Consider the following 15,689-nt stretch of genomic DNA (forward strand, 5'->3'; position numbering starts at 1 on the left):
CCTAGATTTAGGGACTGCTGTTCTCAATTAACTACCAACCTGTGCTGGCTTCTTCTTGTGGTTGACCGCCCCAAGCATCATCGGAAGCAGGCGCTGGCTCAGAAGTGGCAGGCGCAGGCTCAGATGCAGCCGGTGCAGACGAAGGGGTGCTGCTCGATACTGGTGGCGCCACGTAGCGCTGAGTATCGGTGCCATCCAGGCGCACTCCTGTGAGCTGGGAATAGAGCGCTCGGGACTGCTCATCCGGCAGCAACTCTGTCATCAATTCTGAAACCGTCATACGCCCCCAGCCAATCAGTCGTTCCAGACCTGGTGCCAGCGGAGTATGGGGCTCGTAAGTCCTGAAATACTTGGCGGCCTGCTCTAACAGGCGAAGTGCATCCTCACGCGAGGACACAGGCCCTGTAGGTGCCGCGATAGCATTGGCCATCAATGTGGCCGCAACATTTGGGACAGCATCATCTGAGACAGCCTCAGCTGACGCTGACTCATCACCTTGGGTCGTTGTTGCTTCAGCCTGAGCCGCTATCGATTCCAACTGGGTTTTATAAATAAATCTGGCTGTGCGCAGCACTTCATCCAAAAGAGAGGAAATATTGGTCGAAGGAGGGGCATCATGGCCGCAACTCTTACGCAGCACATCATTAATATTTTTGTAGTGAGCAATGCTGGACTCTATTGTCTCAATCAGGTTCTGAGCCCACTCATTACTCGCACTGTTCACACACTGATTGACGTCCTCAAAACTATAACCCAAAGTTTCAATTCGTGCGGCTTTAGCATCGTCATCAGCAATGCGATCAGCATCTCGCGCCTGCTGGTGCTGGAAGAAGGAAAAATCTCCGTAGTCTCCTTCGGGAGTGACCGGCGCACTGCGGATCGGCATCATTAGAGTGCCATCGCCGCCATCACCGTTGAGGCCTGTCAGGGGGGCAACTTTTGTCTCAATGCCATCCTCATCCGGCAACGGGAATAAGCCATCCCAAAATTCTTCTATAAGCTGGTCTATCAATTGGAAACCGTCGCGCAGCCCAGTAAAGCCATGCAGCCGGATAAGTGCCTCGGTATACCAACTGGCCACCTCCAGATCCTTACCTTTCTTGGTAAGAATCTTTTCGGCAGATTTAGCTACATCACGCCAGGGCGCCAGAAGATCAGCATCTGTTTCATCGAACATAGCCGAGCGCTCAGCAGCCCGGGCGCTATTGCGCGCATCCTTGATGGAGTAGTAATCCGAGGTTGGAGAGCGATCCTCTCGGATATCCTCTCCGACGGGGCTGTCCGAGGTGATTGGAGCAATGAGTTCTTCGATATTTATTGTATTTGGGAATGCCATGAAAATAAGTCCCTTCTACCGAAACAATTCCTTCAATAAGAATCTCGAGAAGAGTACACGTTGTAAAGATCTAATCAAGGCAAATGACACGATGAGCCAACATTACCCTAAAAAAAGTGCATGAAGCACAAAGCTGTGCAAATTATTTTTGTTAAATTTTTAGTATTTAGGATTTTTTCAGGGGTCATTACACGGTGATTACAGCTGAGCCCTTATTTTCTGCGGTACCTGAATCAGGATGTAATGACTGGAAAGTAGCCACTACCTGAATAAATTCTACTTTGCTCTGTGTAAAGCTTTGCAAATCGGTCCACAAAAACAAGGTATAAAAACTCTGCGAATTCTGAAAAAAAGCGACCAGATACTGCACGGAATCCTGGCCAATATTCGCACTCATCTCGTACAAAAGTCCTGTTTGCCATGAGTGTTCCACCGGATCGGGGCCACTCAACCGCTCTCCGCCAGCAACCTTCTCCAGGCACTGCTTCATCTGCGCTTCACCGTAATCGGCAAGCGTGAGTTCAGCAGGAAGCTCTGAACGGTTCTGCGCCAAAACAATCAGATAGCGATTGGCCTCTACATTTCCAGCCTGAATCACCGCACCAGGATTCAGGTTATCGCATGAACTCCAGCTGCGCGGCGCACTCACAGAAATTCCGGGATCTGTACTGTGCAGTTTACCCAGTACTACTGGCAACTCCGATCCACCACTTTCACTGGATGCTTTAGTGCAGTGCAAAAGCTCAACGTCCAAGTACAATTGAGAGTGCCAACCGGAGTTCCACAATTTGTGCATAAATCGACAGGCTTCCGCCCTATCATCAGTTTTCTTTAATCGTGACCTGGAGCTGGCCATCAGGGCTTTTATTTGACTGAAACTAAATCCAAAATCACTACCCAGTGCCGCAATTGCCCGGCGCCTTTCATAAAGCTTCCTTATTTCCCCTGTAAATACCACCACGTAAGACATACCCTAACCCTAGCTTCCTGCAGCGATTGATAGGTAGGCAACCTCTGGACACACTCCGCATGTCCTGCCAACAAGCGATACCCCCCATAGGGGAGACCATCGATCAATTATTTTCTCAACTCAATCACTCTATTATTAATTGAGTTCCATACTTATGACCCGATAAATCAATGTAGTGAACGAGCGTGATATTTTTTAAACAAGCCACTCAAATTCACTGATTGCTTCAAACTGAAAATATGAGCATAGATATATGCTAAATAACCACGCTTTCGCAAAGTTAAAAAATCCCGCTCATCCAGCTCATTCAGGCGCTTCTCTGATACACAAAACACCCCGGTGAGGTGGTGTTTTGTATTACCCGGCAGGTCGACTAATACAACCTGCTCCTGCAACAGATCCAACTCAGTGAGACAGCGGATAAACTCTTTACCCTGCAACTTCTGCTGATGAATTTTGTACAACAGATTCCTGGCCCCAGCTAAATGCTGAGTTGGCTCGCCGTTTTCCTCAAAAAGTTTGTGGGCTGTCTCACCAGCTTCCGCCGACAATGCCGATGAATCAATACAAATCACCGCACTTTTGGAGTCCACATCCTGATAATGTAAGTAGAAGGGATGGGCTCTCAATACTGCCGGTATATAAGTGCCCTGCCACTTCCCCTCCTGCCAAAACAGATTCTTGCCAGGCTTGATTCCCAACATGGCACAGCTTTCCAGCGCCTGGCCGTCATCGGACTTGGCAAACACAACTGGACAGTCCTGCGCTACCGTATGGAATTCACCAGGGTAAACCGGACAGACATGTCGCTTATCACTATGAGAAATATCCCCCACCAGAACGCTGTGCCTGTGGTGTTTGTTCTTGTCCAATATAATCATTTGTGCCACGCGATATTTCCCTCCACTTCTTACATCGCCACTTGCGGCTGCCTTGCACCCAGCATGGAACAGTAGAACTCAGGACTCGGCAGTGACGGACATAACAGACTGGTCGGAGCCAGATGTTGTGACCCTTCACACCACCACAAGCTGTAGCTGGCAAAGCTCTTTTTACACAACTGTCCTAGCAGCCCCGCATAACTGCTCTCAATACCCGATGCATCACCACTGGATACATAAAAGTCTGATTGAGGTCCGGGCAAAATCGCCGTATATAACCCCGTAGGAACTGGTGCAAAAGCCACAGATAGCTGATCGACATGCAGCATATTTTGCAGAGCGCCGATCGCCAGTTCAGAGAGTCCCTGAAACCAGTCTTTTTCATGCGCCATGAAGGTAAATGCATCGGTAGCTGCGGGCAACGGTGCCGTGATCGTTAGCGGAAAATAACGGCCAACGCTATCCACACTGGGAACCAGGATCCCCGCCCAGGCGCTTTCATCAATCACTCCCTTAGCATGCACAAAGCGCCAGACCGGGCTGGTTAAATAATAATCCAGCCACTCATTGCCCATAATCTCTCGGGAGCCATGTACAACGCGCTGTAGCCATTCATCCCACACACTGACAAAGCTGGCGGGTAACTGGCGTTGGATAAAATCCCCATGTCCCGGCAGCTTGCCAAAAATACCTATAGAGTTTTGCAAATTACTCTCTCTCTGCTCACAGGGTCTCTGGACACCTGTACCCACGCAGCAGGCTGCGATCAAACGGATTGTTTACATTGGAGGCGATCAGCCTGAACTGTGCCTTACGCCCTTCTTCTGAGAAGGTCACTAATCGCTCAGCATTACTGCGGCCAGATTCCACATCAGAACTGGCGAGAAGACGGTACCATGCCCAGTCCCCTTCAAAATGTTTGCGGTGCACAGTTTCATTCAGGTCTTCAAAAATAATCCGCGCCCTGTTGCTCTCACCACCGCGCCAAGTGAGTTTCTTACTGGTCTTGGGCCCATGGGAATAAGGAACCCGTTGGTCTCCCAGCTCCAACTCAAACAGTCTCACACTGGAATCCAACTTGGTCGGCTCAATGCGAAACGAATAGGATGCGTTTGCTCCTGCAGCGAAGAAGGTCTTGCGGATTTTTTCCGCACGTCGCAACTGTGACAGAGTCTCCTGGGAAAGACTCATGCCTTGTCCCTCCACATATTTCACTTTCCAGTTTCTAGTATCGACAAATGGCTTCAGGTATTCGTCGACAAACTTCTGCTGAATGCCACCCGGTTTGAAGTATTGATTAAATTCCATCACCGGTACTTCCTGGTCGCGGTCACTGCGCAGTGGGTAGCGGTTGGCCAAGGTATTGGCATAACTGAAATAGACCTGCTCCCGCCACACCCGGTTGAGATGGCCTTTTGCCTTGCTCATCACCAGTGCCCAGGTGCCGTCAGCAATATCTGTTAGCCACCTATCAAAGGGAGCTGGCGCATTGGCCGCTTTAACCCTCAGCTGCTTGATAGCGTCACCGCCCCCTGCAAAACGACTCTTGGCGCTAGCAAAAGCGGCCTCATTGGAATCGGGTGCACTATCAATCTCAGTCAGGTACTCCTGAATCTTGTTGATGGTGACAAGGTACTCCTGAATCCTCGCCGGCCTGCCCTTTTCACTTTGGGTAATGCGCTGCACCTCTTCAAAACGCACATCGACAATATTGGGCTTGTAGTGATCTTTAAGGGCACCTGCAGCACTATCCAGCGCAGCGCCCCCGAGCCTGCGAGTAGTGCTGGATACCGGCAGCGGCACGCCTTTAGCATCTACGGGCAGTTCAGGGCGAGGGGTCAGACGAGTGTTATCCGCGGTGATTTCTGTCACGGCCAGTAGTGGTGAATAGATGGGATCAGATAATGTCGAGAGAACCTCCAGAGCCTGGGAGGTACTGTTAAATCTCCGGATACTGAAACCGCCGAGGAAAGACTGCCACTGTTGCAGATATTCACTCAGATAAATACGCTTCACATCCTCGCCAAGTTTCGCGCGATCTGCCTCGGTAAAGTCCTCACCAGTGAGATCGCCACCATAAATCCAGCGCTCCTCGGCCATGTTTGTCATCAGCTGGGAATCGGCCCCGAAGTCCATTTCCTTGTATCCGGCTTTGGTATACAAGAAGGGGATACTGAATCGTGGATCGTTAGCTGCTACACCAAAAACCTGCTGGGTATCACCTCCAATCTCCTGATAAAGATCTACCGAGGTCTGACCCAGATCGCTATTTTGTAGCTGGGCGAAAAGACGCTGCGGTACCGGGATACGTCGCAGCTGCTGGCGCGCACGCGCCACTACGCGATCATTCTGCTGGACACTTGCGGGGATCGCTTGGGCTAACAACTGGTCGAGGTGATAGCGCAAATTCTCCTGCTCACCGGCCTCCCCCGGCAACTGTCGCTCCCAGCGTGAATTGTAGTAACCCTCAACACTGGCAATATCGAGCTTGTCCGGGTTAAAGAACATCAAGTAAGTTTTCAGCGTACTGACCAGAGCCGGGTCATCACTGCCCAAGCGGCTGAGGTTACTCTCAATATCGCGCAACAATGCCGGCAGGAAAACAGTTTCCAATTTATGACGGTAGAGCTGGTCTACCGCCTGGTCGATGCGTTTGTCATACAAACCCAGGTTAGATATCCAGGGGTGCTCCTCGCGATCGTACACTGAGGTTGCCCGGCGCAGGGGTTCAAGCATTTTCAAGGTATTTGCTGGCGTGGGCCGTTTACCCTTGAGCTCATCCTCAGCCTGTTGATAGGCAGCCAGGCTGTCATTAACCTCCCCCATAGACAGCTTATTTGACGCAAGACTGCCACTCCAAAGGAAAATCGAGCCCACGAATACCGCCGCCAGCGTGACATACACCCCTCTGCGCAGCCACTGATTGGCTGTTTCTACCCTGCGGTTAACGCCAACCAGCTCCGCCTCTGGAAAAATAACATCCTTGAGTAAGCGGTGTAGGAAAAAGCTCTTCCCCGCCCCTTGGAATTTGTGCGCAACACTGCGCTCAAGACCAAAGTCTGCGGTGACCGAAGCCATCATTCTGTCTACCGGGCTACCCTCTTGGGTACCACTGGTAAAGTAAATGCCCCTTACCATTGGCACAGTTTCGTAGCGGTTTGGCTCGAAGGATTGCTTGATAAAGTCGGCCAGAATATCTGCGAGATTTTCCATTCGAGCAGGGAAACCCTGCAATAAAGCGCGCTTCTCTACATTGCGCTCCTGGTGCACCCGCCACAAAACGCGCTGATTCAGGCGCTCTATCAATTGGTTGAATTCCGCCTTGAAGTTATCCAAAGGCGCACCGATCGTAGCATTGGTTTCGCGTGGGAAACTCACGCCCCAAACCTGCTCACGCTCAGCTTGGGACAGGTTATCAAAGAACTCACTAAAGCCCGCCACCAGGTCACACTTGGTGAAGGTGAGATAGATAGGAAAGCGAATGCCCAATTCCTGCTGCAGTTCATTTACGCGTTGGCGAATTGTTTTTGCCTGATGCTGGCGCTGCTCCTCAGTTTGCACCATCAAATCCTGCAAACTGATAGCAACCATGGCGCCGTTGATCGGGCGGCGGCGGCGATAGCGCTTCAATAACCCCAGGAAAGCCTTCCATGCACTGTTGTCATATACCCTATGACTATCTTGAGTGGTATAGCGGCCCGCGGTATCTATCAGCACCGCATCATTGGTAAACCACCAATCGCAGTTGCGCGTACCGCCAACCCCACCCAAAGCCTCTTTCCCGTGACTTTGCGCAAGGGGGAACTCCAAGCCGGAATTCACCAGAGCCGTGGTTTTACCACATCCAGGCGGACCAATAATGATGTACCAGGGCAACTGATATAGAGATATTTTACCTTTGTCTGACTTGAAGCGGGCGTTGCGCAACACTTCCATAGCTTCACGGAAACGCCCAGACAGTGCATCCAGTTCCTCGCGGGAGTGCTCCTCATCCGGATCCTGTGCTGCCTCCTGAGACTCTTCAATGCCCTTAATTAATGCCTGATTCTGACGGCGCTCCACCAACCACTGGCTCAAGTTCCACACCAGCCAGAGGGCGAAAATAAATACGATTATTGTGATACGAATAGTTGGCGAAAGAGTGGCGTTTTCACTGCCAAATTTGATGTAATCCGCCCCAAACCAAATAAGCACAGAGAGTGCTGACAGTCCGATCAGTCCTAGCACCCATTTATTGGTAAAAAAGTCGCGCAAGCGTTTCATGAATAGCTCCATCTCCCCGGGGCTTTGCCGCGCCGGATCGGTTCAGTCCGAGTGTTACCCTTCTTCCCCTTGCGGGGCTTCGCTGTCACTGCCTGTGAGATCTACAACGCGATCAGCCACTGGCGTCGTCGTTTCGTATAGCCACCAGCGATAGCCGCTATAAGTGGCGACCAACAGGCCCAAGGCAACACTCATAACGACCCATAAGGGCACGTAGTGAATCAGGCCTGATTTGCGCTCGACACAGCCCTGCCAGCGCGGGGACAGGTCCCGGTCCATAGCCGGCTTGTGTTGCTCAATCGTTCGGTACAGTTCATCGCGTATCTGTTCGATCTGTTCGTGGCCGCGCTGCACCAATCGGTACTTGCCCTGGAAGCCGAGGCTTAGGCACAAGTAGAAAAGCTCCAGCAGTTCCAGATGGGAGGCCGGCGTTTCGAGCATGCGCTGCAAAATAGCAAAGCATTTTTCTCCACCAAAAGTCTCTTTATGGAACAGACTTAACAACGAGTGCTGGCTCCAGCCACTGGCGGTTCCCCAGGGAGTAGTAAGCACCACTTCATCTACTACGGTACACAGCAGGTAGCGCGCAGTGAGAACCGACTCCGGAGCCAGAGCCAACTGTTTGGCCTCTCGTTCAAACGCCTGGATTTCCTTGGTCAAGCGCTTGTGTAAATCCGGCACATTGGAATGATTCATGGTTGTGCGCAGCTTGATGATCACACCGAGCAATTTGGAGGCGGCAGAAACCAGCGGGTTTAAGCTGTTGCGGATCTGCATATCCACACTGCCACCAGGGCTGGCAAAAAATGGCTGCTGGGACGGCACTGCCGGCTGCGCCGGGGCTGCCGCACCCGGAGTTGGAATCATTACGGTTCTGTCACCCGCATTGGGTGTCGGCGGTGGAGTAAAGCTTTCATTGCTCATATCAGTTATTCCTTATCGCCCAGAGCTCCATGGTCAGCCCGGGGAACTCCGCTCCGAGATGCACGGCAAAACCGCCAGACCGTAACATCGCCTGCCACAGCTCACCGCTGCGCTCTAACTCAAAATAAGTAAACCCGGCATGATAGGGAATTTGCCGTGGCGCCACAGGCAGTGGGCGCAATTTCAAGCCGGGTAACTGCGCAGAAATCAATTCGCGAATAGCTTCTACCGGTGCCACTTTGGACTGGGTGGGGAAACGGCTGCGCAGCAGGTCACCAGGCATATCCGCTTTCGCGGCCATCACAAAGCTGGCGCCCTTTAGTAGTGAGGGATCGGTAACTGGCGCGACATAAATACCAAATTTTCTCTGTACCAGCTCCATGGGAATGGCTGTCTGCTCCAGCACGGTAGAGAGCGACTGGCGAAGAGCCGAAAACAGCCCGGCAAAGCTAAGTTGCAGGTTTTCATGCGCATAACTGGGAATATCCGGCGGGCGTTTGGTCGATGAAGTGAAAGTCGATAGCTCACCAGCCAGCTGGAGAAGTTCCACAAACAGACAGTGCGGATGCAAGCGCGGCTGGGCAGTAATCTGTTTCAGTAGTGGCTCGAAACGGTTAATCACTTGCAGTAAAAGGTAATCGGCGATCTCCGCAGAGCCGCTTCTGCCACTATCACTGAGGCGGTGCCCGAGAGCCGAACCACGATGATCGAGTAGCCCCTTAACCTCCTCGATATAGGCTTTAATTACCGCCGAGGTTTCTGTATTTAAAAGCGGTGGAATATAGTCCGCATCCAATTCCACCGGCTTCTCTGGCTGGCGCTCACGTATACGCGCAATACCGATCGCGGCATAGCCGCTCAGGTCATCACTTTCCAGCTTGAGACACACACGCAACTTACCCACCTGGATGCGGGCAGACTCACCAGAAGCAGCGGCGCTGTTACGCGCGTCGAAATTGGCCGTTTGATAGCGCGCCTGGGGAAAATCTTCCTGATCCCGTATGGATTCCTGGCTACCCGGCCGTTTCATCGGCACACAGAGGTAAACCACTTCATCGCGCGTATTGATCGGTACATCCAAAACGTCAGGCAGGTGCTCGTTTTCCGGTGCCAATATCGGGGTACCATCAGGAAAGATAGCGCGTATGCGGGACACGGAAATTTTACCCATAGACAGCGGCTCACTGTCGATGCCCAGCTCAATCACACCCCAGGTATAGGGCCCCAGCGAGGCCGTGCGCGCCTCAACCAACTGTTCAAGATAGCGATCCTGCTGTTGAAAATGCTGAGGGCGTAAAAACATACCCTCGCTCCAGATCACCTTGTTGTTTGCCGACATAAGTCTTCCTTGCAGGGCCCATCTCGCTTCAGGAGGGGCTCAATAAAAGGGGCTGATCAGAAAGGTTTACCAATCTATTTAGATTTTTCCATTTCCTGCAGGCGTTTTTGCATCGCCTCATAATCTTCGCTGGAAATAGTCACAGTATCGCTCTGGCGCTTTCCGGAATCCTGACGAGACAAAGGAGAAACAATTCCGCGGCGGCGCTTATTAATATCATCTGGCGTACCGATCCGGGTATCGGCCAGGGCTACGCGGTACTCATTTTTCTTGTGATCCGTAATCGGCAAGACCAGCAGAGCATCGGCCTTTTGATACTGCACAAATTCAGCCAGAAGGCCGATATATTTTACATCTGGAGTCAGCTGCAATTCTTCTATACGCTGCTCTCCGGGTGCAAACTCTTTCAGGATTACGGTATCCAACAAATCCTTGCCCAGCCGCGACTGTGCATTTTCATATAGGTTCAGAAAATCCTCGCGGGCAAACTGACGGTCATCCGCCAGCATAAATACCCGCACCACAACTGGCGAAGCCCGCCCATCATCATCGGGATTGACGTCCTCGCGGATATTTACCGACAACTCCACACTGGTCTCCAGATTCAGGGTACGCCTAGTGGTCTGGCAAGCCGTCAGGGTAATCACTAATATTCCCAGCAAAGTAAAATGCAATAATTTTCTTATCGACACGACCAACTCCCTCTTTTCGATCAATTAATTAATTTTTCAATTGTCTGGCATTTTTCAGCTCAGACAGTTGATTTTCATAAGTCACTGCAAATTCATCGCCAAATAACTTGCGATAACAGGCATCGGGATCGCCAACCAGGTCGCGATACATCGCACTGAAACCTTCCCACTTTTTTGCATTTTTATTGCCAAACATCCCCGAGGTGTTTCCCAGGCGACGCTCGATATTGTCAGGGCTGAAATATTTCAGCATCGCACTGTAACCTGCACGCATTCCGGCGAGCACTGCCACCTGATGATCCGACAAATCATCGAAGCTATCGCGCACAGCCTCTTTAGGTTGCATAAAGGCCCCATTGCCGGCAAACATCGCTTCGAGGGCATCGCGCTCTGTAGCACTGAATTTAAGCGGGTTATTGGCCTCGGTCTGTATCATGGTGCGCTGTACACGCAACTCATTTTTAATGCTGGTACGCGCACGCAGCAGGTCAATCAGGCGCGCAACGGTCTCGCGTACAATCTCCGCCGCCTGCTGATCAGCCAACTGATGTTGGGCTGGGTTTATATTCAGGCCCAGGGTCGAGGCCAACACACCAGCACTAGGGACGGATGGTGGTGCCACCGCTTGTGGTTGTGGTTCGGGCTGCGGTTCGGGCACCTGTGGTTGAGCTTGCGGCTGCTGTAGCTGGGAAAAACTCTGCCCCTGCGCGGCAAAATTGGCCGGGCCGCTGGCCAGCCCCTGAGACGTATCAAAACCTGGAGCACCTTCAACCTGCTGCCCCTGTATCGCCGCAAAGGAATCGGCGAACGGGTTATCTTGTGGAGTTTGCGGAGCTACCTGCGGTTGGACCTGGGCCGGAGGCACCTGGGGTTGAGGAGGCGTGACAGGTGTCTGCGGTTGAGCCATTGGCGCTTGCGGTTGCGCCAACTGAGGCTGCACAGGGGGAGCCTGGAACTGTTGTGGTGGTGTTACCTGCGGCTGTACGGGAGGCATTGGCTCCACAGGCTGTGGCTCTGGAGCGATATGTACTGCATGACGATCCGCTGGTACATGGTCCTGATCACTACCATCTTTCCACCATTCATCGTCCGACCACTGGCTCGAATCATTCTGGCCGGTGGATCCGGGCAGTGATCCCAGGCCGGGAGCCTCTGTGCCAGCAAAAGCCTGTGGCTTGTCAAAAGCAGAAAGTGGATCCAGGGGCCCAGAATCCGCACCGAGAAGGCTATCTCCTGAAGGCGCACTCTGGCTGCCTGAAGTAACATAACCCCACTCACCGGTCTGAGAGATATCACTATTGCTACCAGCACCAGGTTCCAGCCAGTTATCCAACTGCTTAGCCTCTGCCTGGCTCTGCATCTTTGCCATGGCACTGGCATTAAAAGTTGTGCGATCCGAAGTATCGAGAAAATCTGCGCTGTCCAGCCCCTTGGGCAAGTCACTTTGCGCCTGCGGTTTTCGCAGCGTCACTTTGAGTCGATACTCTCCCACATTAACAATATCCCCCTCTTTAAGCGCTATTTTATTGCCCTTGCCTAAGGGGCTGTCACCATCATTGTGATAGGTGCCATTAGTACTGGTATCTATCAGGAAAAACTGATTCTCACTGAAAGAGATCTGTGCGTGCTTGGAAGAGACGACGCGATCGGGATCAGGTAACACCCAGTAGTTATCTGCAGAGCGACCTAAACTGCCCCCCTCTTTCGTGAACAGTTTTGTATGCTTGAGCATATTGGCCCCTGCGGGATCCGCCAATACCGAGAGAATTAGATCCATGTCTTCCTGACTCACGCTGTTAATAGACTTTGCAATAACACAGGCGGCTTCCGGAAGCCGCCAAGTCACGCAAAATGATCGGGAAAAATCTGCCAGTCATGTCAATTAATCCGGGCTGCCAAAGACAATCCAGTTCATTTCTTTTAGTCCCAGGGGCCTTTCAGAGCCCCACCGGCAAGGGAACTTAATCGGGGCAGAATAATCTGGTCCCGTCCCTGTACAGAGCGCATGGTACTGAGCCCCGCTTGCATAAATCTTGTCGCTCCGCGATCGGTAAGCAAAGCCTCGGCACAGGGCGTAATCCACTGTCCCTGGGGTAGTTTGCGCAAATGCAACGGCAGGCTTTCATAAGTGGCCGATGACGGCGCACGAAGTCTGCCACTTGCGGAGAACCCTTGGCATATAGCCAAAGCCAGCAGATAAACGCTGTTACCCCACAGGTAATACTGGTGCCCTTGCTCGGGAGTCAACTCCTCGAAATCAAAGTGCTCAGTAGTAGATGTTTCGCTGCCAAAAGGCAGACGCAACATAAACCGGGGGGCCGCCAACGCCACATACTCACTCCCGGAGTACTCCCGCACGGCTTGCCAGCTCTCTGCAAAACGTTCACTCAAGGGGTAATACCAATCATCGGGGTCAACGGACCCTGCCAGATTGGGACAGCCCGCCAATTTGGTATCACCACCTAACAACAAAGCACTGCCAGCCGCTTCAGCGATCGTTGAAAGGTCGATCAGCAGATGCAGGTCCCGCTCCTCATCAGTGATATAAAAATCACCTAGAACCAAATTGTATGGGCGACTACCTGATACGGTCTCCCTTTCGACCAGCAATTTGAAGACCTGTGAATTTTCCAGGTCACTCTCCGCACTGGCAAAGTCGGCAAGCAACTCCTCTTTACTAATGTCGATAAGATACAGCTGTAAATTGGGATGTTCTTCTAAACGCCTGAGTAAAAACTGCAGGCTGAGCCAGCTTGCCTCCAGCTGGCGAAAATCACTGTGATGCATCAACTTGCGCATCACATCCGAAGTAGCTTCAGTAAGTGCATCAAGGTATTCACCCTGGCGAGGGTCGGCACTCTTCTGCACATAGGGCGCAACGATATCCTTAATCAACTGGTCCACTTCGAGGCTATTGCCATTCTCTCTGGCATAGCGCTCGCGACCCGCTGCAAGAATTTCATCAAGAAAGGATTGATCAACAGAGTAGGAGGTAGCCTCAGTAGAAGGCTCACGTAATTCGGGCTTCCACTGCTGAATTTCCTCTGCGGCCTGCTGGAATTGCACTGGGTCGCGCAGGCGCTGCTCCAGCTCAATAAATTTTTTGAATAGCGGCAGGCGGCTGTACAGGTAGTCCGGGTGCAAGTCATCAAAACAGGGAAGAAACAGTGGTTTCTCCATAACCGGCAGCTGTAGGCTCACCCCCAGGTCGGCGAATACGCCTTCAAAAGTGTCACGGTTTAACAAGTAAACACGGCGCTCGGCAATAGTATCCGGCTCACACTGGCGACGGCTGGCTCGCCCACTAAAATCGCCGATAATTGCGACCTTCAGATTATCAGTGCCCAAATCCATATTTCTTCCTTTTTTATTGTCGCCGGGAATTTCAAATCCCGTCGCTATGGTGGCTCTACTCACTTTTTAAGATTCCAATGGCGGCAAAAACTACGCAGCGATTAGCGCTACTTCCCTGTACCCATCATGCGTTTTTATTTATTCGGTTTCTATAGCTTCTTTTTCGATTTTTTTTGTCTTTCTGGGACGACCTCGCTTTAATGGCCGTACTCGCTGATTCGCAATTTGTTCAATTTTCTCTTTAAACGCATCGCCACCCAATACATGCCCTAATTTAATGGTTTCTGCAATGTAATCGAGCAGACGTCTATCAAAGCTGTAACGGAAAAGTTTTCTGTATGCCTGAGCACGCTCCTGAGCACTTTCTCCCAGGGCGGTGTATAAATGGTGATCCTTAATCAAATGGTCATGTTTATCGTTCACATGATGATTAAAACTCGACCATTGGTAGTTCCCAAGGGAGTCCGCCAATCCCAGATAGAGAGGGCGCAACTCGACATACCTGTAACAGGTCAGCAGGTAGGCATCGGAGTCAATCAGGCTTGATTTATAGCGCCCTCTCCAGAGGGTACCGGAGCGTTTGTAACGGTGATTTACAAACTGGACATAGCGACGCCCCAGGGACTGCATCATTGAGGATATTCCATCGGGAATCCGTGGCGACGCAATAATCTGGATCATATTGGGTAACAAAACGTATGCGTGAACATCTACGCTGTACTGGTCAGCGGCATTACGCAAACTAATCAAATAATATTGATAATCTTCCTCATCAAAGAAACAAGGCAGGTTATTGTGACCAACCTGCACTATGTGCTGGGGAATATTTATCAGATTGAGCCTAGGCAAACGGGGCATTTTGCCAGCGAATCCTTATTAAACAGGCGCAGTGCCTTTTCTAGTGATGATTAAAGGTTTTATTATCGCAAACCAAGGAAAAAAATTTCAAACTTAGTCTGCGGCCAAGTTAACATAAGAACTGGTTATTCGGTTGTAATAATGTTACGCCGCATTTTATTGCTATTTAATAAAGGGGAGTTGCACCAGACATGGATCAGATAAGTCTGGCGGTCAACGGGCGCACTGACATCGGTCAAGTTCGCGAGGAAAATGAAGATAGCATCCGCTGGCATGCTAGCGCGGATAAACCCTTCGCCTACATGGTCGTAGCCGACGGTATGGGAGGCTATACGGGCGGTGCCACAGCAAGCAAAATCGCGGCTGAGACCATTCAATCCCACCTGGACAATCTGCTTGAACACACCTTTATTTCCTGCACACCTGAACAGCAACAACTGATTTTACGCGCGACCCTGATTGATGCCATCAACAATGCCAATAGTGCGCTTCTGAATACCAAAAATATGAACCCCCAATTTTCCAAAATGGGAACAACTATTGTTGTTGCAGTTATGTGGCGCGACTTCCTGATCGTTGCCCATATAGGGGATTCAAGGGCGTATTTATGGAACAACTACGGGTTACAGCGCCTTACACGAGATCACAGCGTGGTACAGGAAATGGTCGATAGTGGTCAAATGACCCCGGAACAGGCCAAGCAGTCCAATGTGCGCAATCATATTACCCGCGCCCTGGGTATCTCCAGCAGTGTGGAAGCAGAAATTAACAGTTGGAAACTGACTGAAAACGCGCTGCTGCTTGTATGTAGTGATGGCCTAACTGAATATCTGGACGACCATGCAATCGAGCGGGTCCTTGCCACTCATCGTCCCGCTCTGGAATGCGTATACCGCTTTATCGACGATGCCAACAGACTGGGGGGACGAGACAATATCAGTGCAGGCATCCTCGAATACTCCTCCCAATCTATGCCACAGATGCTCGCACAAGAGCAGAGTGTGACTCAGAGACCGCAGTCACCTGATGTGACTATCCGTAAATCACAACGCTAAACCTGTTTGCCGGAAGC

Annotated in this window: 12 protein-coding genes; 1 reads left to right on the plus strand and 11 read right to left on the minus strand. The window is 51.4% G+C overall.

The window, feature by feature from the left end; genetic code table 11:
* Positions 1–31: 31 nt before the first annotated feature.
* The 11 genes from tssA to G367_RS0113215 all read right to left on the minus strand — a co-directional run bounded on the left by tssA (position 32) and on the right by G367_RS0113215 (position 14,617).
* Complete coding sequence (gene tssA, locus G367_RS0113165) at positions 32–1,336, minus strand: type VI secretion system protein TssA (protein ID WP_020413602.1); 1,305 nt, start codon at positions 1,334–1,336, stop codon at positions 32–34.
* Between the two features lie 187 nt (positions 1,337–1,523).
* Positions 1,524–2,306 carry a hypothetical protein gene (locus G367_RS0113170; protein ID WP_020413603.1) on the minus strand — a complete coding sequence of 261 codons (783 nt, stop codon included), beginning with the start codon at positions 2,304–2,306 and terminating at the stop codon, positions 1,524–1,526.
* Between the two features lie 167 nt (positions 2,307–2,473).
* Complete coding sequence (locus tag G367_RS0113175; RefSeq protein WP_026305104.1) at positions 2,474–3,187, minus strand: SapC family protein; 714 nt, start codon at positions 3,185–3,187, stop codon at positions 2,474–2,476.
* 29 nt (positions 3,188–3,216) lie between these two features.
* Complete coding sequence (gene tagF / locus G367_RS23870) at positions 3,217–3,894, minus strand: type VI secretion system-associated protein TagF (protein ID WP_020413605.1); 678 nt, start codon at positions 3,892–3,894, stop codon at positions 3,217–3,219.
* A gap of 16 nt (positions 3,895–3,910) precedes the next feature.
* Positions 3,911–7,450: a type VI secretion system membrane subunit TssM gene (gene tssM, locus G367_RS0113185; RefSeq protein ID WP_020413606.1), complete on the minus strand. Its 3,540-nt coding sequence runs from the start codon at positions 7,448–7,450 to the stop codon at positions 3,911–3,913.
* 54 nt (positions 7,451–7,504) lie between these two features.
* Positions 7,505–8,374, minus strand: a complete 870-nt coding sequence (gene icmH / locus G367_RS0113190) for a type IVB secretion system protein IcmH/DotU (protein ID WP_020413607.1) — start codon at positions 8,372–8,374, stop codon at positions 7,505–7,507.
* A gap of 1 nt (position 8,375) precedes the next feature.
* On the minus strand, positions 8,376–9,713 hold the full coding sequence (gene tssK / locus G367_RS0113195) for a type VI secretion system baseplate subunit TssK (protein WP_020413608.1): 1,338 nt from the start codon (positions 9,711–9,713) through the stop codon (positions 8,376–8,378).
* 74 nt (positions 9,714–9,787) lie between these two features.
* Positions 9,788–10,405 carry a type VI secretion system lipoprotein TssJ gene (gene tssJ / locus G367_RS0113200; RefSeq protein WP_245556697.1) on the minus strand — a complete coding sequence of 206 codons (618 nt, stop codon included), beginning with the start codon at positions 10,403–10,405 and terminating at the stop codon, positions 9,788–9,790.
* Between the two features lie 28 nt (positions 10,406–10,433).
* Complete coding sequence (tagH, locus tag G367_RS0113205) at positions 10,434–12,182, minus strand: type VI secretion system-associated FHA domain protein TagH (RefSeq protein ID WP_020413610.1); 1,749 nt, start codon at positions 12,180–12,182, stop codon at positions 10,434–10,436.
* Between the two features lie 143 nt (positions 12,183–12,325).
* Entirely contained in the window at positions 12,326–13,822 is a 1,497-nt protein-coding gene (locus G367_RS0113210) for a type VI secretion system contractile sheath domain-containing protein (protein ID WP_157533518.1), read from the minus strand.
* 75 nt (positions 13,823–13,897) lie between these two features.
* Positions 13,898–14,617 carry a transposase gene (locus G367_RS0113215; protein WP_020413612.1) on the minus strand — a complete coding sequence of 240 codons (720 nt, stop codon included), beginning with the start codon at positions 14,615–14,617 and terminating at the stop codon, positions 13,898–13,900.
* Positions 14,618–14,808: 191 nt separating this feature from the next.
* On the opposite strand from G367_RS0113215, the gene G367_RS0113220 reads away from it, so the two are divergent.
* Positions 14,809–15,672, plus strand: coding sequence for a Stp1/IreP family PP2C-type Ser/Thr phosphatase (locus tag G367_RS0113220; RefSeq protein WP_020413613.1), 864 nt, complete (start codon positions 14,809–14,811; stop codon positions 15,670–15,672).
* Positions 15,673–15,689: the final 17 nt, after the last annotated feature.

The organism is Microbulbifer variabilis ATCC 700307 (genome assembly GCF_000380565.1).
Classification (GTDB): Bacteria; Pseudomonadota; Gammaproteobacteria; order Pseudomonadales; family Cellvibrionaceae; genus Microbulbifer; species Microbulbifer variabilis.

What these genes read in the sequence shown, in the direction of transcription:
- tssA (WP_020413602.1), bottom strand. Translation starts at nt 1,336, where the DNA reads ATGGCATTCCCAAATACAATAAATATCGAAGAACTCATTGCTCCAATC.
- G367_RS0113170 (WP_020413603.1), bottom strand. Translation starts at nt 2,306, where the DNA reads ATGTCTTACGTGGTGGTATTTACAGGGGAAATAAGGAAGCTTTATGAA.
- G367_RS0113175 (WP_026305104.1), bottom strand. Translation starts at nt 3,187, where the DNA reads ATGATTATATTGGACAAGAACAAACACCACAGGCACAGCGTTCTGGTG.
- tssM (WP_020413606.1), bottom strand. Translation starts at nt 7,450, where the DNA reads ATGAAACGCTTGCGCGACTTTTTTACCAATAAATGGGTGCTAGGACTG.
- icmH (WP_020413607.1), bottom strand. Translation starts at nt 8,374, where the DNA reads ATGAGCAATGAAAGCTTTACTCCACCGCCGACACCCAATGCGGGTGAC.
- tssK (WP_020413608.1), bottom strand. Translation starts at nt 9,713, where the DNA reads ATGTCGGCAAACAACAAGGTGATCTGGAGCGAGGGTATGTTTTTACGC.
- tagH (WP_020413610.1), bottom strand. Translation starts at nt 12,182, where the DNA reads ATGGATCTAATTCTCTCGGTATTGGCGGATCCCGCAGGGGCCAATATG.
- G367_RS0113215 (WP_020413612.1), bottom strand. Translation starts at nt 14,617, where the DNA reads ATGCCCCGTTTGCCTAGGCTCAATCTGATAAATATTCCCCAGCACATA.
- G367_RS0113220 (WP_020413613.1), top strand. Translation starts at nt 14,809, where the DNA reads ATGGATCAGATAAGTCTGGCGGTCAACGGGCGCACTGACATCGGTCAA.